Genomic DNA, 22,362 nt, shown 5'->3' with positions numbered 1-22,362 from the left:
GCGCCCCACGTTCCTGCTCGCAATTGCCCCCAGCGACAACAGGACTTGATGGGTCCACAGTGCCTATCAACAGTCGAAGGGCATCAACGTGCATGACTGGAGTGGCCAGTTCGCGCTTCCCCGCGTTGATCTATCCTCGTTGCCCGAGCGTGACCTGCTTGTAGAGCCACGTGTCGAACCCCACGCGGAGTACGCTCGCCTTGTGTCCCATGTGCAGCCGCTCCTCCCAGCCGGTCTGTGTCCGGAACCCGGCATGCAGTTCGGCCCGCTTCGAGGCACGGCGAGCGGAACCTTCGGCCCCTTGAGCGCTCGTTACGGCTGGGAGGTGCTGGTCACGCAGGAGGCTTCGCGGCACCTCCAGACCGTGGGGATCCGAGGGCTCGTTCCCGTGCGCGCGGAGTTGCAGGGGCTCGATTCAGGAGTCGTGCTGTATGAGCTGGAGCTTCCCCTGCGCGGGCTTCTGCACCGGGACGCGGTCCTGACAGGCCCCAAGTGCCCAACATGCGGCGGGTACGAGGCACGAATCTCGCCCGAGCCCTGGCTGGACGGAGATGTGCTCCCTCACGATGTGGACATCTTCCGCCCCGCGAACGGAACGACGTTCACCTTCGTCAACGAACGCTTCGTCGAAGCAATCGAGGCACTGGGCCCGTCCGACGTGATGTTTCGCGAAGCCGCTGTCGTGCCCGAATCCCGCACAGGCTCGGTCCACTGAGCCAGTTCCGCCCCTGTACAGGCACCCGACATCGCGCCTCATTCCACGGCAAGTGGGCCGCGCACTCCCGCCAGAACCGGGGCACACTGCGCCCCTCGGAAAAGGAGCCACACCATGAGCTGGGAAGAAGACCTGCAGGGCCGTGAGCCCCCGCCCTCCCTGGAGACGCTCATCGTCCCGCGCGTGCGCGACCTGGGCGATGGCTTCCATGTCCGGCGCGCCCTGCCCTCCGCGCGCCGCCGCATGGTCGGCCCCTTCATCTTCCTGGACCAGATGGGCCCCGCGGACTTCGACCCCGGCCACGGCCTGGACGTGCGCCCCCATCCGCACATCGGCCTGTCCACCGTCACCTATCTCTTCCAGGGCGAAATCCTCCACCGCGACTCGCTGGGCTTCGTGCAGCCCATCCGCCCCGGCGCCGTGAACTGGATGACCGCCGGCCAGGGCATCGCCCACTCCGAGCGCACCGCCCCCGAACCCCGCGCCGCCGGCGGCCGCCTCTTCGGCATCCAGGCCTGGGTCGCCCTCCCCAAGCAGCATGAAGAGGTCGCCCCCGCCTTCGTCCACCACCCCGCCGACACACTCCCCGTCATCGACGGCGAGGGCGTCCACCTGACCGTCATCGCGGGCCAGATGCACGGCGGCAAATCCCCCGTGCGCGCCCACTCCGACCTCTTCTACGGGGACGCGAAGATGGAGGCGGGCTCCCGCCTGAAGCTCTCCTCCGAGTACGAGGAGCGCGGCCTGTACCTCGTGGAGGGCACCCTGGAGGTGGAGGGCACGCGCTTCCAGCCCGGCGAGCTGCTCGTGTTCAAGCCGGGCAGCGAGATCATCCTCAACGCGCAGTCCTCCGCGCGGATGATGCTCCTGGGCGGCGAGCCCATGGACGGCCCGCGCTACCTCTTCTGGAACTTCGTGTCGTCCTCCAAGGAGCGCCTGGAGGCCGCCAAGGCGGACTGGAAGGAGGGCCGCTTCGCGCCCGTCCCCACGGAGACGGAGTTCATCCCCCTGCCGCCGGAGGATCCGCCCGCGCCCGTGCGCTACCCGTAGAGCCGGCGCACCGGCGCCAGCGTGCCCGCGGGCCGCTGCGCGTGCGACTGCGACCACGTCAGCCGGTACGTCGCCGCCGTCCCGTCGAAGGCGATGGGCCTCACCTCCGGTGAGCCCGCGCCCGACGCGCGCAGCGTCTCCGCCAGGAAGCCGCAGGCGAAGAAGGGGTTGTCCGCCAGCACGTCCTTCACCCACAGGGTGGCGTCCTGCTTCGACAGCTCCTCCACCCGGACCTCGTTGAAGTTGTTGCCCGCGCGCAGGTTGTACGGCACGCGCTCCAGCGTCTTCCGCGGGCCCAGGTGCGTCACGAGCTGCATGCTCGCCCGCCCCACGGACGTCTGCTGGAAGCCCTTCAGGTAGCGCGCCCCCAGCTCCAGGTAGGCCGCCTCCAGCGGCTGGCCGGGGAAGACGTCCCGCGCGGCGATGTCCAGGAAGACGCGCCACTGCTCCAGCGCGTAGTGGGGGCGCAGCGGCTCGGAGAGGTTCAGGCCCGCGGCCTTCAGCTTCTGGCGCCCGTCACGCGTCAGGTACGGCCCCAACGCACGCACGAAGAGGGCTTCCACGCTCTGGGCGAAGATTTGCTTTTCGGATGGGGCCATGCCCCCAGGGTGGAGTCGCCCCTGCGCATGCGGAAGGGTGGACGCAATGCATCCGTCCACGAGTCGTCAAACCCGTAGGTTTTTCAGCCTCGCGGCAGGCGCACCGTGAAGGTCGTCCCCTGCGCCTCCGTGGAGGTCACCTGCACGCTGCCGCCGTGGGAGCGGACGATCTGTCCGGTGATGTAGAGCCCCAGGCCCAGCCCTCCGGACGCGCCGCGCTCCCGGTCGCTGCGGCCGGCGCGGCGCCACGCGGCGAAGAGGTGCGGCAGTTGCTCCGGCGGGATGGGCGCGCCCAGGTTGTGCACCCGCACCACGGCCTCTCCGTCCAGCCCCTCCGCGCTCACGCGCACGGGGGAGTCCGGCGGGCTGAACTTGAGCGCGTTGGACAGCAGGTTGCCCACCACCTGCTCCAGCCGGTCCGCGTCCCACGCGCCGCGCCCGTCCCCCCGCACCTCCAGCAGCAGCTCGCGGTGGGGGTGGCTGGCGCGCGACTCCTCCACCGCGCCGCGCACCACGTCGAACAGGTCGCACCGCGAGCGCACCACCGGCAGCCCCGCGCCCAGCCGCGCCCGCGCGAAGTCCAGCAACTGGCGGATCATCCGCTCCATGCGCTCGGCGCTGGTGAGGATGCGCTCGGTGAAGACGCGCTGGCGGTCGGACAGCTCGCCCTGGCGCTGGAGCTGCTGCGCGGACATGGACAGCGCGTTGAGCGGGTTGCGCAGGTCGTGGCCCAGGATGCCGATGAACTGCTCGCGGAAGTCCTCCGCGTTGCGCGCCTCCGTGACGTCCTGGCCGGTGGCGATGACGGCCTCCACCGCGCCCGTGGGGCCGGTGGCGGGCGACATGGTGTACTCGAAGTGCCGGGAGCCCTGGTCCGAGGACAGGGTGATGCGGCCGCGCTGCACCTGGCCCGTGCGCCGCGCCGCGTCCAGCGACTGCGCGAAGGACTCCAGTTGGGGGTCCATCGCGCGCAGCGCGTCCATGGTCCTGCCCGGCACGTGCACGTGGTGCGAGCCGCGCGACGCGGCCACCGCCTGGTTGGCGTAGACGAGCGTCCCGTCACCGTCGTAGAGCGCGATGGGGTCCGCCGCCGAGCCCATGGCCAGCTCCAGCAGGCGGCGCTGCTGCTGCACCTGGTCGGAGAGGACGCGCACCTCGCGCTCGGCGCGGCGCAGGCGCAGCAGCGCGTGCACCTGGGCCACCAGCTCCTCCGGATCCACCGGCGCCACCAGGTACGCGTCCGCGCCGTGCTCCAGCCCCTGCGCCCGGTCCGCGGGGCCCACCGCCTGCGCGGACAGGTGCAGCACCAGCGCGTTGCGCGTGCGCGGGGAGGACTTCAGGCGGCGGCACACCTCCAGGCCGCTCATGTCCGGCAGGCGGACGTCCAGGATGACCAGGTCCGTCTGTTCGTCCGCGAGCGCCAGCGTCTCCCTGCCCGTGCCCGCCTCCAGCACCTGGAAGCCCGACAGGGACAGCACGCGGGAGGTGACGTAGCGGCTGGCCAGGTCGTCGTTGACGTTGAGGATGATGGGCGCGGAGGGCATGCGAGCGGATGGAACCGTGGCCCATCTTCGTAATGGCTGCCACCGGGTGCGCCAAGTCTTGCACGTGGGAAAATGTCTTCTCCGACAGAACAGCCAGGGGACCGGGCGTCCGCCGCCGCTCGCTGGACAACAGGGTGACTCCCCCGCCAACGCGTTTCGCGATAGGGATGGCCCATGCGCCCTCCCTGCCGCCCGCTCCCCGCTGATGGTCGCTTCCTCCAGGCCGTGGGGCCCACGCCGCTCGTGCCCGTGCGGCTGGACCCGGAAGGTCCGACCATCTGGTGCAAACTGGAGTTCCTCAACCCCAGTGGAAGCACCAAGGACCGCATCGCCCGGTACATGCTGGAGAAGGCGTGGCGGCTGGGGGAGCTGTGCCAGGGCGGCGACGTGGTGGAGGCGTCCAGCGGCTCCACCAGCATCGCCATGGCGCTGGCGAGCGCGCAGATGGGCTGCCGCTTCACGGCCGTGATGCCGGAGGGCGTGACGGAGGAGCGGCTCATCGCCATCCGCGCCTACGGCGGCGAGGTGGAGCTGGTGCCGCGCTCGGAGGGCATCCGGGGCGCCATCGCGCGGGCGGAGGCGCTGGCGAAGGAGCGCGGCGGCTTCGCGCCCCGCCAGTTCGAGAACCCGGACAACGCGGAGGCGCACCGCGTGTGGACGGGGCAGGAGATCCTGGCGCAGGTGCCTGGCGGCCTGGTGCACGGCGTGGTGAGCGGCGTGGGCACGGGCGGCACCATCGTGGGGCTGTACCAGGCGTTCGCGGAGGCGGGCTGTCCGGTGACGCCCTTCGTGGCGCGGCCCATCGCCGGGCTGGGCTGCGACATCGAGTGTTGCAGCTTCAGCGCGCGCGTGCCGGGCGTGGTGGACGGCCTGTCGCGGCTGTACCGCGAGGCGGACATGCCGGGCCGCGTGGAGCTGGACGTGTCGGACGACCTGGCCATGCGCACCGCGCGGGCGCTCATCCGCCGGGGCTTCCCGGTGGGCCCGTCCTCCGGCCTCAACTACGCGGCGGCGGTGGAGGCGGCGAAGCGGCTGGGCCCGCAGGCCCAGGTGGTGACGGTGTTCCCGGACCGCATGGAGCGTTACTTCTCCACGGAGCTGGTGCAGCCCCGGGCCGCGCCCAGGGCCGGCTGAAGGCCGCTCACGTGCGCATGCGCACGCGCGTCTCGTGCACCGTGTCCGGAGGCGGCGCGGCGCGCTCGCGCTCCTGGGCGCGCATCAGGCGCAGGATGCTGGGCCCCAGGACGTCGATTTCGGTGGAGGCGTAGGCCTCCGTGCCGAAGCGGCGGATGGAGTCCGTCTGCTTCTCCAGGATGCGCGCGTCCTGCCCGAAGATGTGCAGGCCCACGGGCAGCACGAAGGGCACCGCGGCCCGGAGCAGCCAGCGCGGCACGGGCAGCTTCACCGTCACCACCGCGTACACGAGCGTCTCCCAGTCACTCACCGGCGTCATGGCGGAGTTGACCAGGATGTGGCTCCGGTCCCCGATGCGGTACTCCACCTGCGCGATGGAGGGCATCAGGAAGCGGTCGAAGTGCTGCACCACCTGGCCGCCCGGCGCGAGCAGCCTCCCGACGAGCCCCTTGGGCGCGGGCTCGCCCAGGTACTCCGCCTCCACGCGGTCCGCGCTCCGGCGCACCACCACGTCGATTTCGTTCTTCTTCTCCGCGGTGCGGAACAGGCCGCCGTGGAGGAAGGCCGTGTGCGGCACGTCCAGCGTGTTCTCCAGCACCGCGTGCAGCGACCCGGGCGCGCGCAGCACCCGGCGCACGGTGGTGTAGTCCCCCGCGTCCAGCAGCGGGAAGCGGAAGGGCTCCGTCGTGGGCTCCACGCCGGGCGTGGAGTAGACCCAGACGAAGCCGTCCTGCTCGCGCGTCGCGTAGGACGCGGCGCAGCGGGAGCGGGCCTCGGGCTCGCCCACCAGGCCGGGGATGAGCCGGCACTGGCCTCCGGTGTCGAAGCGCCACCCGTGGTAGCCGCACTCCAACTGCCCGTCCTTCACGCGCCCCAGCGACAGGGGCACGTTGCGGTGCGGACAGCGGTCCATCAGGGCGCCGGGCCTGCCGCCCTCGCCCCGGAAGAGCACCAGGGGCGTGCCCTGCAGCGTGCGGGCGAGCGGCTTGTCCCCCAGCTCGCGCGACGCGCAGAGGATGAACCAGGAGTGCGGAAGCCGGACGACGGAGATGTGACTGGGGGACGCACCTGGGGTGCGCCCCTCCTCGCGGGCGTTCATGCGCCCAGTCTAATGGGCCCGGGCCTCCGTGCACGCCCCCTTCAGGCGGGCAGGTCGGCGAAGCGCTGGGCGGCCTCCGGGTTGAGGGGCTGGGGCATCACCCCACCGCTCATCCTCCGGCAGGACTCCTCGCAGCGGCGGCAGGCGTCCGCGCAGGCCTTCATCCGCCCCTCGTCGCCCATCGCCTCGCAGGCGGTCGCGCAGGCGGCGCACACCTCCGCGCAGGCGAAGCAGGTGCGCGAGTGCAGCTCCGAGCCGCGCAGCATGAACCGCGCGCTCGTCTCGCAGATGTCCGCGCAGTCCATCAGCAGCCGGAGGTGCCCCGGCTCGGCGAGCCGGCCTCCCCGCGTCAGGGAGTCCGCCAGCGTCCCCATGCAGACGCGGTGACAGGCCAGACAGTGGTCGATGCACTCGCGCAGGTCGTCATCGCTTCGGTTCACTTCCGCGTTCGCCATGGGGGGCGTCCTTTCGGGTCCCGGGGTCCTCCCCTCACGGTGGGCACGCTTGGAGCGGCAACCACCCCGCCCCGCGTGCCCGACCGACCAGCCGGCCGCCGGGCTAGAGCTTCAGCCGCCGCAGCCGCAGGGCGTTGCCGATGACGGATACGGACGAGAGGCTCATCGCCGCGCTCGCGAACAGGGGGCTCAGGAGCAACCCGAGGAAGGGGTACAGCACGCCCGCCGCCAGCGGCACTCCCAGCAGGTTGTAGACGAAGGCGAAGAAGAGGTTCTGCCGGATGTTGCGCAGCACGCCCTGGCTCAACCCGCGCGCCCGCGCGATGCCTCGCAAGTCGCCCTTCACCAGCGTCACGCCCGCGCTCTCCATCGCGATGTCCGTGCCCGTCCCCATGGCGATGCCCACGTCCGCCCGCGCCAGCGCCGGGGCGTCGTTCACGCCGTCGCCCGCCATCGCCACCACGCGCCCCCGGGACTGCAGCGCCTTCACCGCGTCGCCCTTCGCGTCCGGCTGCACGCCGGCCAGCACCTCCGTGATGCCCAGCCTGCGCGCCACCGCGTGCGCCGTCGTGGGGCTGTCGCCGGTGAGCATCACCACGCGCAGCCCTTCGGCCCGCAGCCTCGCCAGGGCCTCCGGCGTGGACGGCTTGAGCGGATCCTCCACGCCCAGGAGCCCCGCCGCGCGGCCGTCCACCGACACCAGCACCACCGTCTGGCCCTCCTGGCGCAGCGCCTCCGCGCGCTCCGTCAGCGCCTCCACCTCCACGCCCAGGCTCCGCATCAACGCCGCGTTGCCCAGCGCCACGTCGCGTCCTTCCACGCGGCCCCGGACGCCCTGCCCCGGCACGGACTGGAAGTCCTCCACGCGCCCGGGGGACACGCCCCGCTCCTTCGCGCCCGACACCACGGCGGCGGCCAGCGGGTGCTCGCTGCCGCGCTCCAGGCTCGCGGCCTGGAGCAGCAGCGCGGAGGCGTCCACGCCCGGCGCGGGCTCCACCGTCACGAGGCGCGGCTTGCCCTCCGTGAGCGTGCCCGTCTTGTCCACCACCAGCGTGTCCACCGCCGCCATCCGCTCCAGCGCCGCCGCGTCGCGGATGAGCACGCCCATGCGCGCGCCCTGCCCCGTGCCCACCATCACGGACATGGGCGTGGCCAGGCCCAGCGCGCACGGGCAGGCGATGATGAGCACCGCCACCGCGTTCACCAGCGCGTGCGCGAGCCTCGGCTCCGGGCCCCACACGCCCCAGACCACCGCCGTCACCCCCGCCACCGCGATGACCGCGGGCACGAAGACGCCGGCCACGCGGTCCGCCAGCCGCTGGATGGGGGCGCGCGTGCGCTGCGCCTCGGCCACGCGCTGGACGATGCGCGACAGGAGCGTGTCCTTCCCCACGCGCTCCGCGCGCATCACGAGCGTGCCCGTGCCGTTCACCGTGCCGCCCGTCACCTTCGCGCCCGGCCCCTTCTCCACCGGCACGGGCTCTCCGGTGACGAGCGACTCATCCACCGAGCTCGCGCCCTCCAGCACCTCGCCGTCCACCGGCACCTTCTCACCGGGGCGCACGCGCAGGCGCCACCCGGCGTGCACCTGGGACAGCGGCACGTCCTCCTCATGGCCGTCGTCCGAGATGCGCCTCGCCGTGGCGGGGGCCAGCGACAGCAGGGCCCTCAGCGCGCCGGACGTCGCGTGGCGGGCGCGCAGCTCCAGCACCTGCCCCAGCGCCACCAGCGTGAGGATGATGGCCGCCGCTTCGTAGTACACGGGCGCGGTGCCGCCGTGCCCCGTGCGCGCGCCCTGGGGCAACAGGTGCGGGAACAGCATGGCGCCCACGCTGAAGACGTACGCCGCGCCCGCGCCCAGCGCGATGAGCGTGAACATGTTCAGGTGCCGGTTCCGCACCGACGCCCAGCCTCGCTGGAAGAACGGCGCCCCCACCCACAGCACCACCGGCGTCGCCAGCGCGAACTGCGCCCACACGAGCGCCGAGGCCGACAGCCCGTGCCGCACCGGCAGCATGTCCGACATGCCCAGCAGCATCAGCGGCACGCTCAGCGCCAGCCCCACCCAGAACCTGCGCGTCATCGAACGCAGCTCCGGATCCGGCGGCTCCTCCACCATCACCGTGCGCGGCTCCAGCGCCATGCCGCACTTGGGGCAGGTGCCGGGCCCGTCGCGCACCACCTCCGGGTGCATGGGGCAGGTGTATTCGACGCGCGTCTGGAGGACGGGCGGCGCTTCGGGCTCCAGCGCCATGCCGCACTTCGGGCACGCCCCGGGCGCGTCCTGCCGCACCTCGGGATCCATGGGGCACACGTACACGGCGCCCGGCGCGGCGGGGGGTGGCGGCGTCCCGGGCTGGAGGAACCGCGCGGGGTCCTCCTGGAAGCGCTGGCGGCACTTCGGGTTGCAGAAGAACCAGGTGTGGCCTTCGTGCTCCCAGCTCCCGCCCCGGGGCGCGCGAGGGTCCACCTCCATGCCGCACACGGGGTCGATGGCGGGCCCCGCTCCGCCCACGGGGGGCGGCGGCTGGGGCGAGGACGGGACGGGGGAATGCGGGTGGGGATGCGTCATGGGGATGGCTCCTTTCCCCGGGCCAACGCGGCACCCGGCGCGCTCTTACACATGCGTAACCCTCCCGCCCCCACCCCGTGCCGCCCGCGCTCCTCCCACTGCCAGGCAGGGCGCCAGGCGGGCCCCGGGTTTGTCCGCGCGGGGTCTTTTCCGGTAGGACCCGCCGCGAAACAGCCAGGAAAATCCCTTCGGGCCGTATGGCCAGGGAAGCAAGGTCGGGGCCCGACCAGAGAGGGCATCGAATGCGACGCATGTGGGGGACCTGGGGGGCGCTGCTGGCCCTCCTCACCGGCGGCTGTGATGCCATCGACCTGGCGGACATCACCCAACGCGACGCGAAGACCCGGGTGCGCCCGGAGCCCCCTGGCGAGCACTGTGAGTTCGGCGGGGACACCGTGGAGTCCGGCCTGGACCTGGACCGCGACGGGGTGCTGGACGACGCGGAGGTCACCCTCACCGACTACGTCTGCGACTCCTCCGTGGCCAACGTGCTCCTGCGCGTGCGGCCGGTGGGGCCGGGCGAGCGGTGCCTCCTGGGCGGACAGGTGTCGCACGCGGGCCATGACGCCAATGGCAACGGGCTGCTGGAGGACGAGGAGATTGCCCAGGAGGTGTACGCCTGCGACGTGATGGCCCCCGTCCTGACGCGCCTGCGCCCGCTGACGGCCTTCACCGCGCCGTGCGACGGCGACGACCGCGGCGGCACGGCGCTGGAGGCGGGCCTGGACCTGGACGCGGACGACGCGCTCGCGACGTCCGAGCTGGAGGCCTCCCACTTCTTCTGTGGCCTGCAACCGGCCGACCTGAAGGTCCGCCACCAGCCCGAGCCCGCGGGGCCGAACTGCTCACGCGGTGGCACGCGCGTGGACGCGTTCCAGGACCTGGACCTCGACGACGAGGTGGACCGCGGCGGCGCCTCGGCGACCGTCTACGTGTGCCAGGCCACCCGCGTGCATGACGGAGACTTCGCGGTGACGGGCCCCGTGGACATGGTCGCGCTCGAGGGCGTCACCCACCTGCGGGGCGAGCTGGTCATCTCCGCGCCCACGCTCACCGACGCGTCCCTCCCCTCGCTGGCGGTCATCGAGGGCGGCCTCACCGTGCGGGGCAACGCCAGCCTGCGCCGGCTGTCCCTGCCCGCCCTGCGCTTCGTGGGCGGCAGCGCGGCGGTGCTCTCCAATGCCCGGCTGGACGCGCTCGCGCTGGGCACGGCGCCGGACACCATGCTGGTGGTCGAGCGCAGCCTCCTGGTGGAGGACAACCCCATGCTCCCCACGCTGGAGGGGCTGGCGGCGGTGCAGCCCGGTGACAGCATCTCCCTGCGCGCGAACAACGCGTTGGTGGACCCCGGCCTGCTCCCGCACGTCCACGTGCTCCGCGGGTCGCTCGTCATCGCGGACCACCTCCGGCTGGACCGGACGCCCTTCATCCAACTGACCCGGGTGGACGGGGACGTGCGCATCGCGAACAACGCCGCGCTGAGCGGCCCCTTCGGCCTGGATCGCCTGACGGACGTGGGCGGCACCCTGGAGTTGGACGGCAACGCGGTGATGGAGGTGCTCCACCCGCTGGCCCAGCTCGTCTCCGTGGAGCAGTTGATCATCTCCAGCAACCCCCGGCTGCCGGACACGGCGGGGCTGGAGCGGCTCGCCACCGCGGGCCGCATCCACATCCAGGGCAACAAGGCGCTCTTGAGCGTGGGGGACATGCCCTCGCTGTCGCACGTGACCGAGGGCCTCTCCGTGAAGTTCAACGAGAAGCTCCAGCGCGTGCACCTGCTGCCGTCCCTGCGCAACGCGGCCGCGGTGACCCTGGTGGGCAACGCGGCGCTGACGAACCTGGAGGGCCTCCAGCAACTGACCCGGCTGGGCACCCTGGAGGTGCAGGGGAACGCGGCGCTGACGAACCTGGGCGACCTGGCGCGGCTGCGTGAGCTGGACTTCCTCAACCTCCAGGGCAACGCGGCGCTCACGGACTTCGGCATGGCGGAGCTCGCGCGCGTGTCGCAGGCCTTCGTCGTCGTGGACAACCGGAAGCTGCCCACGTGCCGGGCCACCGCGCTCGCGGCGGGCGTGTTCAAGGGCGACCCGCTGGCGGGCGTGAACATCGACCAGAACGACGACGCGGCGACCTGCCCCTGAGCTTCAGCGGCGCGGCTTGCAGGAGCAGTCCAGGCAGCCGTGCGCCGCGCACGCGCCGCAGCCGCGCTCCAGCGAACGCTTGAGCGCGAGCCTCGCCCGGTGCAACCGCACGCCCGCATTGTTGGGGGTGATGCCCACCTCGCGCGCCACGTCCGGCACCGCGCGCCCCTCCAGGTCCACCTGGCGCACGAGCCGGGCGTACTCGGGCTTGAGCGTGGGCAGCAGGTCCGCGAGGCACGCGCACACCGCGCCCTGGAGTTCCAGGTCCTCGGTGGCGGCGTCCGCGTCGCGCGCCTCCACCGCCAGCGCGCGTCCCTCCGCGGCCTGCCGGCGGTGGTGGTCCACCAGGGCGTTGCGCAGCAGGCGGTAGAACCACGCCACCGCGCCCTCGCCGTCCTTCAGCGCCCCGCCCTTCTCCAGCGTGCGGGCGAAGGCCGCCTGGAAGAGGTCCTCCGCGACGGCCCGGCTGCCCACGCGCCGCTCCAGGAAGGCGAGGAAGCGGCGCTGATGGGCCAGGAGCGCCGCCACCACGTCCTCGCGGTCCGGGGGCAGCCCCGCGTCTGGCCCTTCAGCCTCCATGCGACTCCTTCCGCGACTACGGAGGGCCGTAGCCCTGCACGCGCGAGTTCAGCTCCACCGCGGTGGCGTAGATCTGCGCCCACGCACGGTACTTGAACTTCGCCATCGTGCCCTTCTGGTCGTTGGCGTAGTCGAACATGTCCTGGCGGAACTGCGCGTCCGCGGCCTTGCGGGCCTCCGGCTTCAGCGGCGTGCCCTTGCGGTCGTAGTAACGCAGCAGGTCGTAGCCGTAGTCGTGCGTCTTGGCCGCCGGGTCGAACTCCTGGTCCGGGCCAATCTTGCCGGGGACGGAGGCGTAGCCGAGCGGATCCTGCATGCGCTGTCCGTGCGGCGTCTGGATGGCGTAGGGCTTGTAGCCCATCACCTGCTCGAAGTCCGCCGGGGGCGGACGCGCGCCGGTGAGGTACTCGTTCATCAGCTTGCCGTGGTCGCCCGGGGGCGCCTTGCTGATGGCGCCCGTGCGCTGGGCGGCGGTGGTTCCGGAGGAGAAGGAGTCCTTCACCACGTTGCGCGCGGCGGGGGCGGCGGGGCGCGCGGCGGTGGGCTCCGTACCGGAGGTCTGCGGCTGGCGGACGGGCGAGTTGCGGATGATCATGGGGGGCCTGGGGGAGAAGTCTTCTCGATTTTTCGGAAACCGCCGTCCCAAAGTTGCGGCCCCCCGACCAAAGTCGCGCAGAATGCGTGCAACGCACCGCGTGGTGCACTGGGAGACACCGTGAAGAGCTACCCGTATTCCGAAGGAATCAAGGAACTGCGCGCCGGCAACTTCGAGAACGCGCAGCGGCTGGTGGAGCAGGCGAAGCAGCAGGGGGACGCCAGCGTGGAGGAGCTCCAGGCCATGGCGTTCGCCATGGACGCGCACCAGCAGCGCGGCTTCGCCACGGAGCTGCTCCAGGAGGCGCTGAAGCGGGAGCCCTCGGCGGTGGAGCCGGCCTGTGCCCTGGCCATGTTCCACCTGGAGAAGCAGGAAGACGCCCAGGCCGCGGCCGTCCTCAAGCCCGCGCTGGACGCGGCGCCGGACCACCCCAAGGCGAACCTGTGCATGGCCATGGCGCTGGCGAAGACGGAGGCCGCCAAGGCCCGCGCGCACCTGACCAAGGCCGCGAAGGACACCGACGCGGACGTCCGCGCGCAGGCGGAGGCGCTGGACAAGGTGCTCGCGGAGCACGAGCCCCGCTAGGGCCTTTCAGTCGCCGCGCTTGAAGTCCTCCGTGCGGACACCGTAGCGCTTGAGCAGGCGGTGCAGGCTCTCGCGCTCCATGCCCGCGCGCTCCGCAGCGTGGGTGACGTTGCCGGAGAACTCCTGCATCAGCGCGGTGAGGTAGTCGCGCGACACGGCGTCGCGCACGCGGTCCACCGCTTCACGGTAGGGCTGCTTCGCCAGTGCCTCCGCGGGCAGCGGCCCCGGGGCCTCGGGGCCACGGGCCACGGATGCACTGGCGGTGAGCTCGGGCGGCAGGTCCTCCGGGGTGATGCGGGGGCCCGCCGCCACCGCCGCAGCGCGGGCCACTGCGTTCTGCAACTGCCGCACGTTGCCGGGCCAGGGCGCGGCGGTGAGCGCCTGGAGCGCCTGGGGCGTGAAGCCCTCCAGCTCCGGCCGGTTCGCGCCCGCGAGGAAGTGCATGGCGAGCAGCGCGATGTCCTCGCGGCGCTCGCGCAGGGCGGGCATCCGCACCGTCACGCCGCCCAGCCGGTAGTAGAGGTCCTCGCGGAAGCGCCCCTCGGCCACCTCCCGCGCCAGGTCCCGGTGCGTCGCCGCCACCACGCGCACGTCCACCGTCACCGGCGTGGTGGTGCCCACGCGGCGGATCTCCTTCTCCTGGAGCGCGCGGTTGAGCTTCACCTGCACGGGCAGCGGCAGGTCCCCCACCTCGTCCAGGAAGAGCGTGCCGCCATGGGCCTCCTCGAAGAGGCCCGCCTTCGCGCCCGTCGCCCCGGTGAAGGCGCCCTTCGCGTGGCCGAAGAGCTCGCTCTCCACCAGCTCCGCCGGCAGCGCGCCGCAGTTCACCGCGACGAAGGGCCTGTCGCGCCGCGGGCTCTCGCGGTGCAGCGCGCGGGCGGCCAATTCCTTGCCGGTGCCCGTCTCGCCGGTGAGCACCACGGTGAGGTCGCGCGAGGCCACCTGCGCGAGCAGCGCGTGCGTCTTCTGGAGCGCGGGGCTGGTGCCGCGCAGGCCGTGGAAGTCCGGCATGCGCGCCACGCGGGCGGCGAGCCCCTGCGCGTCCCGGCGCTGGCGCTGGCGCTCCAGGGCGCGGGCCACCACCAGGGCCACCTCGTCCGGGTCGAAGGGCTTGGACAGGTAGTCGTACGCGCCCTCCTTGATGGCCTCCACGGCCTTGGGGATGCTCGCGTAGGCGGTGACGAGCACGACCTCCGTCTCCGGCGCGCGCCGCTTCACCTCGCGCAGCACCGTGAAGCCGTCCGCGCCCGGCATCTGGATGTCCGTGACGACCACGTCGAACGCGCGCTCGGAGACCCGGGCCAGCGCCTGCGCGCCGTCGGGCGCGGTCGTCACCGCGTACGCGTCCCCGAGGATGCGCGCGAACAGCTTGAGCATGTTCTCCTTGTCGTCCACGACAAGGACAGAAGGCTTCGCGCCGCTCATGCCGCCGCCTCCTGTTCGCGCGACGGCGGGGGCAGCGACAGCGTGAAGCGCGCGCCGCCCAGGGCCCCGGTGTCCACGTCGATGCGGCCGCCGTGCGCCTCCGCGATGGCCTGGCTCACCGCGAGCCCCAGCCCCGTGCCGGAGGGCTTCGTGGTGAAGAAGGGCTCGAACAGCCGCGAGCGCGCCTCGGGCGTCACCCCGGGCCCCGAGTCCGATACCGCCACGCGCGCGCTCCCGTCCGCGTCCATCGCGATGCGCACCTCCACCCGTCCTCCCTCGCCCGCGGCCTCCGCCGCGTTCTTCACCAGGTTGAGCAGCACCTGCCGCAGCCGGGGCGCCTGCGCCCACGCGGTGCCCTCGCCATGCACGTCCACCGTCACGGCGCCCAGGCGCGTGGCCTCACGCAGGCGGGAGACGACCTCCACGCACGCGTCGCGCAGCGCCACCGGCTCACGGGGCCCGCGGCCCGGACGCGCCAGGTCCAGGAGCCCCTCCACGATGTCCTGGCAGCGCACCGCCTCCTCCTCCACCACGCGCAGGTCCTCCGCGAGCGGGCCCTCCGCCCGCCGCTGCAACAGCCGCACGTACCCGAGGATGACGCCCAGCGGGTTGTTGATTTCGTGCGCCACGCCCGCCGCCAGCCGGCCAATGCCCGCCAGCTTCTCGTGCTGGACGAGCCGCGCCACCGCGTTGCCGATGTACACGCCCACCCCGGCCGCGAACAGCGTGGCCCCGCCCAAAAGCAGCAGCGCCCAGCGGAAGCTGTCGCGCTCCACCGCGCCCACGTGCGCCTCGAAGGCCTCCATGGACGCGTCCGAGTCCGCCGTCAGCGCGTCCACCCGCGCCTGGATGCGCGACACCCACTCCAGCGCGCGGCCATGCGCCGCCTCCACCGCGCCCGCGTCCTTCGCCATCACCGCGGGCAGCAGCGTGTCCCGGTAGAGCGTGTCCAGCGCATCGCCGGACGCCTGGATGTCCGCCACCGCCGCGCGCTCGTCCGCGTCGCGCGCGTGCTCGGCCAGCCGCCGCGTCAGCGCCTCCACGCGGGCGCGGGCCTCCGTGTGGAAGCGCCGGTGGCTGTCGTTGCCCAGGATGATGGTGTGCGCCAGGTGCGCGTACTGGTCCCGCACCGCCGTGGCCAGCTCCCGCGCCTCCCGCGCGCGGCCGCCCACCTCGCGCAGCGCGCGCGTGCCCTCGTGGATGTCCGCCAGCCGGCCGAGCGCATAGCCCGACGCCGCCGTGAACAGCGCCACCAGCGCGCCGAAGGCGAGCAACACCCTGCGGGTCGTGGTGTTGGAGACAGGTCCCATGGGAAGCCCTCTTATACGGCGCGGGGCCGCCCCGGGCGGTCCGGCCGCATTCCCCTTGCGCCCCTCCCCTCCGGCCGAGCATGACTCGCCCAGGCGGCGCGGGCCCATCCTTGGGGGACACCGGTTGCCAGGAGCCCCTCATGGCGATGCGCTTCAAGAACCTGGATGGCAGCGGACCGCAGGCCTTCACCCGCGTCTTCAAGTGGGCCGTCACGGACAAGCTCGCGGGCAGGCGCCGCGGCTCGCCCGCGCGCGCGGTCGTGCCGCGCGTGGAGCCGGACCTGGCGGTGCTCGCCACCCCGCCCGCCCCGGGCGAGGGCGCCCGCCTGACGTGGCTGGGCCACGCGAGCTGGCTGGTGCAACTGGATGGCGTGTCGCTGCTCATCGACCCGGTGCTGCGCGACGCCATCAACGTCATCATCCGCCGCAACGTGCCGCCCGGCGTGCCGGTGGAGAAGCTGCCGCGCATCGACGCGAGCCTGGTGAGCCACAACCACTACGACCACCTGGACCTGCCCACGCTCAAGCAGGTGGGCGCCCGCGTCGTCACCGGCCTGGGCCACGCGCCGGTGTTCCAGGGCCAGGGCCTGCCCTTCCAGGAGCTGGACTGGTGGGAGTCCACGCAGGTGGGGCCCGTGCGCGTGCACTACGTGCCGTCCCAGCACTGGAGCCGCCGCGGCCTGCACGACGCCAACCAGATGCTCTGGGGCGGCTTCGTCGTGGAGGGCTCCAGCGCGCGCGTCTACCACTCCGGCGACACCGCCTACTTCCAGGGCTTCAAGGAGATTGGCGCGCGCTTCCCCAAGCTGGACGCGGCGCTGCTGCCCATTGGCGCCTACGACCCCGCGTGGTTCATGCAGCTTCAGCACATGAACCCGGAGGAGGCGGTGCAGGCCTTCGAGGATTTGGGCGCGCTGGCCTTCTTCGCCATGCACTGGGGCACGTTCAAGCTCACGGACGAGCCCCTGGACGAGCCCCCTGCCCGCCTGGACGCGGAGTGGCTGCGCCGCGGCTGGCCGCGCGACCGCGTGCACGTGCTGCCCGTGGGCGGTACACACACCGTGCGGCACGGTTGAGCGCTGGCGGGGCTTGTGGTCTCAAGCGGCCATGCTCCTGCCCACCCTCGCCGCCCTGGTCCTCACGCAGGCTCCACCTCCTCTCACCACCGTCTCCGAGCAGAGCGGCTGGAAGCGCACCGGCCGCTACGCGGAAGCGGAAAGCCTGTGCCGCGCCTTCCCCAAGGCGTTCCCCGGCAAGGCCCGCTGCGACACGCTGGGCACCACGCCGGAGGGCCGCCCCCTGGTGGCGCTCGTCGTCAGCCAGGACGGCACGCTCACCGCGGACGCCGCGCGCAGGAAGGGCAGGCCCGTCGTCTTCTTCCAGGGCGGCATCCACGCGGGTGAAATCGACGGCAAGGACGCCGGCTACTGGCTGCTGCGCGACGCGCTCCAGAACCGCGCGTCCGTGCCGGACCTGCTCAAGGGCGTCACCGCCGTCTTCGTCCCCGTCCTCAACGTGGACGGCCATGAGCGCTTCAACCCCAACCACCGCCCCAACCAGGTGGGCCCGGAGGAGATGGGCTTCCGCGTCACCGCGCAGAACTTCAACCTCAACCGCGACTACGTGAAGGCGGACGCGCCGGAGATGGTGCTGCTGCTCAAGTACCTCAACGCGTGGGACCCGCTCGTCTACGTGGACCTGCACGTCACGGACGGCGCGAAGTTCGAACCCGACGTGTCCGTGGGCCTGGAGCCGCAGAAGTCCGGCCCGCCCGCGCTGCGCGAGCGGGGCGCGAAGCTGGTGGACGAGCTCTTCACCGGCCTCACCGCCCAGGGCCACCAGCCGCTGCGCTTCTACCCGTCCTTCCTCCGGGACGACGACCCCACGAGCGGCTTCGCCTACGGCGTCCCCCCGCCGCGCTTCAGCCACGCCTTCTGGTCCGTCCACCACCGCTTCGGCGTGCTCGTGGAGACGCACTCCTGGAAGGACTACGCCCAGCGCGTGAAGGCCACCCGCGACGTGCTGGAGGGCCTCTTGAAGCTCGTGGCCCGCGACGGCGCCGCGCTCCTGGCCGCCGTGAAGGCGGAGGACCAGAAGGCCGTGGCCGGACAGGTGCGCGAGGTGGTGCTCGGCTGGGAGAGCGCGCCCCGGCGCGAATCGATGGAGTTCAAGGGCTACGCCTACGAGCGCCTGCCGTCGGACATCTCCGGCCAGCCGCACATCCGCTACGACGACACGAAGCCCCAGACGTGGAAGGTGCCGTACGCGCCGGACATCCAGCCCGCCGTCACCGCGACGCTGCCCACGGGCGGCTACCTGGTGTCCGCCGCGCACGCCGCGTGGGTCGCGCCGAAGCTGGCCGCGCACGGCATCGCGTTCCAGCGCCTCACCCGCGCGGTGCCCGCCGCGAAGGTGGAGTCGTTCCGCTCGAAGGACTTCCAGTTCCAGGCCCGCTCCAACGAGAGCCACCAGGGCCTCACCGCGAAGGGCGAGTGGAGGCCGGACACGCAGGACCTGCCCGCGGGGACGCTCTACGTGCCGGTGGCGCAGAAGAACGTGGAGCTGGTGGCGCACCTCTTCGAGCCCGCGGGGCCGGACTCGCTGCTGGCGTGGGGCTTCTTCAACGCCCACTTCGAGCAGAAGGAGTACATCGAGGACTACGTGCTGGAGCCCTGGGCCCGCGAGCTGCTGGCGAAGGACGCGGGCGTGAAGGCCGCGTTCGAGGAGCGCCTGAAGGACCCCGCGTTCGCCAGGGACCCTCGCGCCCGCCTGCGCTTCTTCGCCGAGCGCCACCCGGCCTGGGACGAGCGCCTGGGCCTCTACCCCGTGTACCGCGCCGCCAGCGCGCCCGCGAACCTGGGGAGGTAGCAGGGCAGAAGCAAGAAGCCCCCGGCCCGCCTCCCCGTTGAAGGGGCGTCGCGGAGCGGGGGCTTCGGAGGTCACCGCCGCGCTCCCGGTCCATGCGGCACCGGGAGCGCGTCTTCATTCACGGCCTAGCCGATGGGCTTCTCGCAGACGCACGCGCTGACGTTGCAGGAGAAGCCCGGCGCGCAGCCGCCGCAGTCCGGCTTGCAGACGCAGGCGCACAGCTCCGCGTTGGCGCCGAAGCCGGTGCCGCAGTTGAGGGCCGCCGTGTCGCAGACGCAACCGCAGGCGTTGTTGTCGAACTTGTAGCCCGCCGCGCAGGTCGCGGACTGCACGCAACTGCACGAGCAGGAGTTCGTGTTGCACGTCTCGAAGGTGCCGCACGTGCCGCCGCAGTCCTGGGCGCAGGTGAAGTCACACACCGCGCGGTCCGTGTTGCACACCTGGCCCGGAGGCGCCGAGCCGCCGCAGTCCGCCGGGCACTCGCACTTGTCCGTGGTGCGGTTGCAGGTGAGCTTGCCCTTGCAGAAGTCCGGGTCGTTCGGGTCGTAGTACTGCGTGTCGGACGAGCACGGCGGCGGGTTGCCGTCCGGCTTGGCCGTGCGGTCGATCCAGTAGCGGTACGACAGCGCCGCCTGCGTCTTGCCGGACTCCTTCGGACGGCACGCGCCGTAGAAGGACACGGTGCGGTTGATGCCATCCACGTCGAAGCCGTTGGTGCGGCTGCGCGGCAGGTCCCCGATGTTCGGGCAGACGGCCGAATCCACCACCGCCTCCACCGCGACCTTCAGCGACGCGCCAATCGGCGGCTTCAGCGTGCGGTAACCCACCGACGCGATGACGCTGTCCACGATGGCGTTGATGGTGTTGGTGATGGAGGTGTTGTCCCGGATGCTGCCGGACACGCCGCCCGTGGCCTGGATGACGTCCAGGTGGCGCGGGTTCGTGTTGTCCTCACCCGAGTAGCACTGGCCGCCGTCCGGCGGGCAGATGATGCCGTGCACCTGGATGGGCTGGCCCGTGGGGTTGCTGGTGGTGCCGGACGTGGTGCCGCTGTTGAGGAAGTACGCGGAGTAGTTGGCCACCGTGTCCGTGGACTGGTCCTTCACGTCCGTGAGGATGACCACCACCACCTTGGCGCCCGGACGGATCTTCGTCTCCGCGCCGCCCGTGGACGCGGCCATGTCGTTGATGGCCTTGCGCGCCGCCTCCAGCGGGCGCTCGCTGCCGTCGCCCTTCAGGCCCACCCAGCAGTTGGTGTCCGCCGTGCAGGTGGTGTTGGGCAGCGGCGTGTACGTGGGGTTCTGGGTGGTGCCGCCCTTCACGGCGCACACGCTGTTGTTGCACACCGCGTTCTGGGTCAGCCACGCCTTGAACTGGCTGATGTTGGTGGTGAAGGGACGCAGCACGTTGCGGTTGGCGCTGGTGCCCACCGTGTAGCTGGTGGTGACCATGGCCACGCGCCAGTCCAGCGTCGCGTTGCCCAGCTTGTTGGCCACCGCCGTGCCCGCGTTCGCCAGCGACGTCTGCGACGACGCCATGGAGCCGGAGTCGTCCACCACGAAGAGGAAGTCCACCACGGCCGTGTTGCCGGTGAAGACCTCGCACTGCACCGCGTCCGCGTCGCCGAACTGCGCCAGCGCGGAGCCGCCCGCCGTGTCCGCCGTGGTGAAGAGGCTGCCCGCCTCGTTGTAGCGGGCCGCCGGCGTGATGGCGAGCACCACCACGACGCTCTGGTTGGAGCGGTGCACGTACTGCGCCTGGATCTTGAACGGGCCGTTGATGCCCGCCGTGCCGCCGAGCGTCTCCGTGCTGTTGGGCACCAACTGGCGCGCCAGCGAGTTGGTGAAGGCCTTCAGCTCCGTCGTGCCGGCGAGCGCGTAGCGGGAGACCGCCGCGGGGAAGCCGTCCCAGGTGGTGAACGTCTGCGTGAACTCCACGTCCGCCGGGGCCAGGAGCGCCGTGCCGGCGCGGATGCCCGACTCGTCGCCCGAGGGCGTGGTGGAGCTGCCCACCTGCGCGCGCTTGTACGCGATGAACGTCACCTGCTTCGTGTCGTCATAGCCCATCACGCCCACGGTCTGGCCGTTGGCCTTCAGGTTGAGGAGGTTGGCGTCCTTGAACGTGTTGGGCAGCGCGAGCCGGATGTCCGCGCCGCTGTCCTCCTTGAAGGTCACCGTGCGCAGGTTCTGCACGCTGCACGCCTTGCCCGCGGGCGTGGTGGCCGCGCCGTCCTTGGGGTCCAGCGGGTTGAGCTCGTTCGGGTCCACGCGGCCGTTCTGGTTGGAGTCCTCCGCGCCGTCGGGGATGCCGTCGCCGTCCGTGTCCGCCTTGTTGGGGTCCGTCTTCGTGGAGGGGTCCGCGTCGCCCACGTAGCCGCAGTTGTTGCGGGGGGCCGCGGCCGTGGTCACGCCGCGCTCCACGCCGTCCAGCAGGCCGTCACCGTCCGTGTCCGGGTTGGTGGGGTCCGTCTCGCCGGGGTCCACCTGGCCGTTGGAGTTGGGGTCCTCGCCGAGGAAGCCGTCGCGGCCGGCGCCGTCCTGGAGGCCGTCGCAGTCCGTGTCGGTCTGGCGCGGGTCCGTCTCACCGGAGTCCACGCGGCCGTTCTTGTTGGTGTCCTCCACGCCGTCCGCCACGCCGTCGCCGTCCGTGTCGGCCTTGTTCGGGTCGGTGCCGGTGGCGAGCTCGACGGCGTCCGGGATGCCGTCGAAGTCCGAGTCCGGGATGGACGCGGCGCAGTCCGACTTGCGCGGATCCGTCTCGCCCGGGTCCACCTTGCCGTTCTTGTTCACGTCCTCGGCGCCGTCCGCGCAGGTGTCGCCGTCCGTGTCGGGCTTGAGCGGATCCGTGCCCGTCTGCTTCTCCAGGCCGTCCGGCAGGCCGTCGCCGTCGGTGTCGCGCAGGCGGGGGTCCGTCTCGCCGGGGCTCACCGAGCCGTTCTTGTTCGCGTCCTCCACGCCGTCCGGGATGCCGTCACCGTCCGAGTCCGCCGTGTTGGGGTCCGTCTCCGTGAGGTCGCGCTTGCCGTTGCGGTTGGCGTCCTCCAGGCCGTCCGGCAGCCCGTCATCGTCCGTGTCCGCCTTCACCGGCGAGGTGCGCGTGGTGGGGTCCAGGTCCGGGTAGAAGGAGCAGTTGGGGTCCACGCTGGACGTGCGGCCCACCTCCACGCCGTCGCGGATGCCGTCGCCGTCGGTGTCGCGCACGCCCGCCTTCGTCTTCAGGCCGCCGGCGTAGACCGTGGAGAACTCCTCCTGGTCCGTCAGGCCGTCGCAGTCCGAGTCCCTGGTGGCGTTGTCCTGGGCATACGGGTTGGTCGGGACCTCACCGGGGTCGGGGTCCGGGTCGACGATGACGCCCGCGTCCTCGACGTAGCCGGCGTCGAAGCCCGCGTCGACGCCCGCGTCGACGCCTCCGTCGTCGGTGGGGAGGGGATCAACGGGGCCGGGGTCCGGGTCACTGCCGCCACAGCCCGCCATGAGCGTGGCCGCGAGCAGCGTGCCGGAGAAGAGTCGGATCCAATTGCGCATAACGGGTCAGCACTCCGGGAAGGGGGGTAACGGAGAACACCAGCAGCATAGAGGGATGCGCGCCCGCTGCCGATGTAGGTACGCCCCCGGGACGGAGGTGGCATCGCGATTCGTAAACTTGGCGTCCACCGCTGTCGCCTGTTTCCGACTGCACTGTCTTTACGGGG

The 22,362-nt window shown here is 72.3% G+C and carries 17 protein-coding genes; 7 read left to right on the top strand and 10 right to left on the bottom strand.

Annotated features, from left to right (window positions below):
• The first annotated feature begins 88 nt into the window (after positions 1 to 88).
• Both K8612_RS14910 and K8612_RS14905 read left to right on the top strand, forming a co-directional pair.
• Positions 89 to 715, top strand: a complete 627-nt coding sequence (locus tag K8612_RS14910) for a double-CXXCG motif protein (RefSeq protein ID WP_223762739.1) — start codon at positions 89 to 91, stop codon at positions 713 to 715.
• Between the two features lie 114 nt (positions 716 to 829).
• Positions 830 to 1,765 carry a pirin family protein gene (locus tag K8612_RS14905; protein WP_223762738.1) on the top strand — a complete coding sequence of 312 codons (936 nt, stop codon included), beginning with the start codon at positions 830 to 832 and terminating at the stop codon, positions 1,763 to 1,765.
• On the opposite strand, the gene K8612_RS14900 is transcribed toward K8612_RS14905, so the two are convergent.
• Together K8612_RS14900 and K8612_RS14895 are read right to left on the bottom strand one after the other, a co-directional pair.
• Positions 1,756 to 2,364 carry a DUF2378 family protein gene (locus tag K8612_RS14900; RefSeq protein ID WP_223740771.1) on the bottom strand — a complete coding sequence of 203 codons (609 nt, stop codon included), beginning with the start codon at positions 2,362 to 2,364 and terminating at the stop codon, positions 1,756 to 1,758. The genes K8612_RS14905 and K8612_RS14900 overlap by 10 nt on opposite strands.
• Positions 2,365 to 2,447: 83 nt before the next feature.
• Positions 2,448 to 3,908, bottom strand: coding sequence for an ATP-binding protein (locus tag K8612_RS14895; protein WP_223762737.1), 1,461 nt, complete (start codon positions 3,906 to 3,908; stop codon positions 2,448 to 2,450).
• Positions 3,909 to 4,082: 174 nt separating this feature from the next.
• On the opposite strand from K8612_RS14895, the gene K8612_RS14890 reads away from it, so the two are divergent.
• The gene (locus K8612_RS14890; protein WP_223762736.1) at positions 4,083 to 5,042 is read left to right on the top strand and encodes a PLP-dependent cysteine synthase family protein; all 960 of its coding nucleotides are present in this window, start codon (positions 4,083 to 4,085) and stop codon (positions 5,040 to 5,042) included.
• Between the two features lie 7 nt (positions 5,043 to 5,049).
• On the opposite strand, the gene K8612_RS14885 is transcribed toward K8612_RS14890, so the two are convergent.
• From K8612_RS14885 to K8612_RS14875, 3 genes are all read right to left on the bottom strand, one after another.
• Positions 5,050 to 6,141 (bottom strand): aromatic ring-hydroxylating dioxygenase subunit alpha, encoded by a 1,092-nt coding sequence (locus K8612_RS14885; RefSeq protein WP_223762735.1) that lies wholly within the window; start codon positions 6,139 to 6,141, stop codon positions 5,050 to 5,052.
• 41 nt (positions 6,142 to 6,182) lie between these two features.
• Entirely contained in the window at positions 6,183 to 6,596 is a 414-nt protein-coding gene (locus K8612_RS14880) for a four-helix bundle copper-binding protein (protein ID WP_223762734.1), read from the bottom strand.
• Between the two features lie 103 nt (positions 6,597 to 6,699).
• The gene (locus tag K8612_RS14875) at positions 6,700 to 9,168 is read right to left on the bottom strand and encodes a heavy metal translocating P-type ATPase (RefSeq protein ID WP_223762733.1); all 2,469 of its coding nucleotides are present in this window, start codon (positions 9,166 to 9,168) and stop codon (positions 6,700 to 6,702) included.
• Between the two features lie 242 nt (positions 9,169 to 9,410).
• On the opposite strand from K8612_RS14875, the gene K8612_RS14870 reads away from it, so the two are divergent.
• The gene (locus K8612_RS14870; RefSeq protein ID WP_223762732.1) at positions 9,411 to 11,309 is read left to right on the top strand and encodes a hypothetical protein; all 1,899 of its coding nucleotides are present in this window, start codon (positions 9,411 to 9,413) and stop codon (positions 11,307 to 11,309) included.
• 3 nt (positions 11,310 to 11,312) lie between these two features.
• Here the strand turns inward: K8612_RS14870 and K8612_RS14865 are convergent, their stop codons facing one another.
• On the bottom strand, positions 11,313 to 11,888 hold the full coding sequence (locus tag K8612_RS14865; protein WP_223762731.1) for an RNA polymerase sigma factor: 576 nt from the start codon (positions 11,886 to 11,888) through the stop codon (positions 11,313 to 11,315).
• 16 nt (positions 11,889 to 11,904) lie between these two features.
• On the bottom strand, positions 11,905 to 12,483 hold the full coding sequence (locus K8612_RS14860) for a hypothetical protein (RefSeq protein ID WP_223740778.1): 579 nt from the start codon (positions 12,481 to 12,483) through the stop codon (positions 11,905 to 11,907).
• Positions 12,484 to 12,603: 120 nt separating this feature from the next.
• On the opposite strand from K8612_RS14860, the gene K8612_RS14855 reads away from it, so the two are divergent.
• The gene (locus K8612_RS14855; protein WP_223740779.1) at positions 12,604 to 13,068 is read left to right on the top strand and encodes a hypothetical protein; all 465 of its coding nucleotides are present in this window, start codon (positions 12,604 to 12,606) and stop codon (positions 13,066 to 13,068) included.
• Positions 13,069 to 13,074: 6 nt separating this feature from the next.
• On the opposite strand, the gene K8612_RS14850 is transcribed toward K8612_RS14855, so the two are convergent.
• On the bottom strand, positions 13,075 to 14,493 hold the full coding sequence (locus K8612_RS14850; RefSeq protein WP_223762730.1) for a sigma-54 dependent transcriptional regulator: 1,419 nt from the start codon (positions 14,491 to 14,493) through the stop codon (positions 13,075 to 13,077).
• Complete coding sequence (locus K8612_RS39245) at positions 14,490 to 15,803, bottom strand: ATP-binding protein (protein ID WP_306799656.1); 1,314 nt, start codon at positions 15,801 to 15,803, stop codon at positions 14,490 to 14,492. Before K8612_RS39245 ends, K8612_RS14850 begins: the two co-directional genes overlap by 4 nt.
• Positions 15,804 to 15,943: 140 nt before the next feature.
• On the opposite strand from K8612_RS39245, the gene K8612_RS14840 reads away from it, so the two are divergent.
• The gene (locus K8612_RS14840; protein ID WP_223762729.1) at positions 15,944 to 16,879 is read left to right on the top strand and encodes an MBL fold metallo-hydrolase; all 936 of its coding nucleotides are present in this window, start codon (positions 15,944 to 15,946) and stop codon (positions 16,877 to 16,879) included.
• A gap of 31 nt (positions 16,880 to 16,910) precedes the next feature.
• Complete coding sequence (locus K8612_RS14835) at positions 16,911 to 18,671, top strand: M14 family zinc carboxypeptidase (protein ID WP_223762728.1); 1,761 nt, start codon at positions 16,911 to 16,913, stop codon at positions 18,669 to 18,671.
• A gap of 125 nt (positions 18,672 to 18,796) precedes the next feature.
• On the opposite strand, the gene cglD is transcribed toward K8612_RS14835, so the two are convergent.
• Positions 18,797 to 22,195: an adventurous gliding motility lipoprotein CglD gene (cglD, locus tag K8612_RS14830; RefSeq protein ID WP_223740783.1), complete on the bottom strand. Its 3,399-nt coding sequence runs from the start codon at positions 22,193 to 22,195 to the stop codon at positions 18,797 to 18,799.
• Positions 22,196 to 22,362: the final 167 nt, after the last annotated feature.

The organism is Corallococcus sp. AS-1-6, from assembly GCF_020037015.1.
Classification (GTDB): domain Bacteria; phylum Myxococcota; class Myxococcia; order Myxococcales; family Myxococcaceae; genus Corallococcus.
Note: the sequence above shows the minus strand (reverse complement) of the source record. Positions and strands in the feature narration are given on the sequence as shown.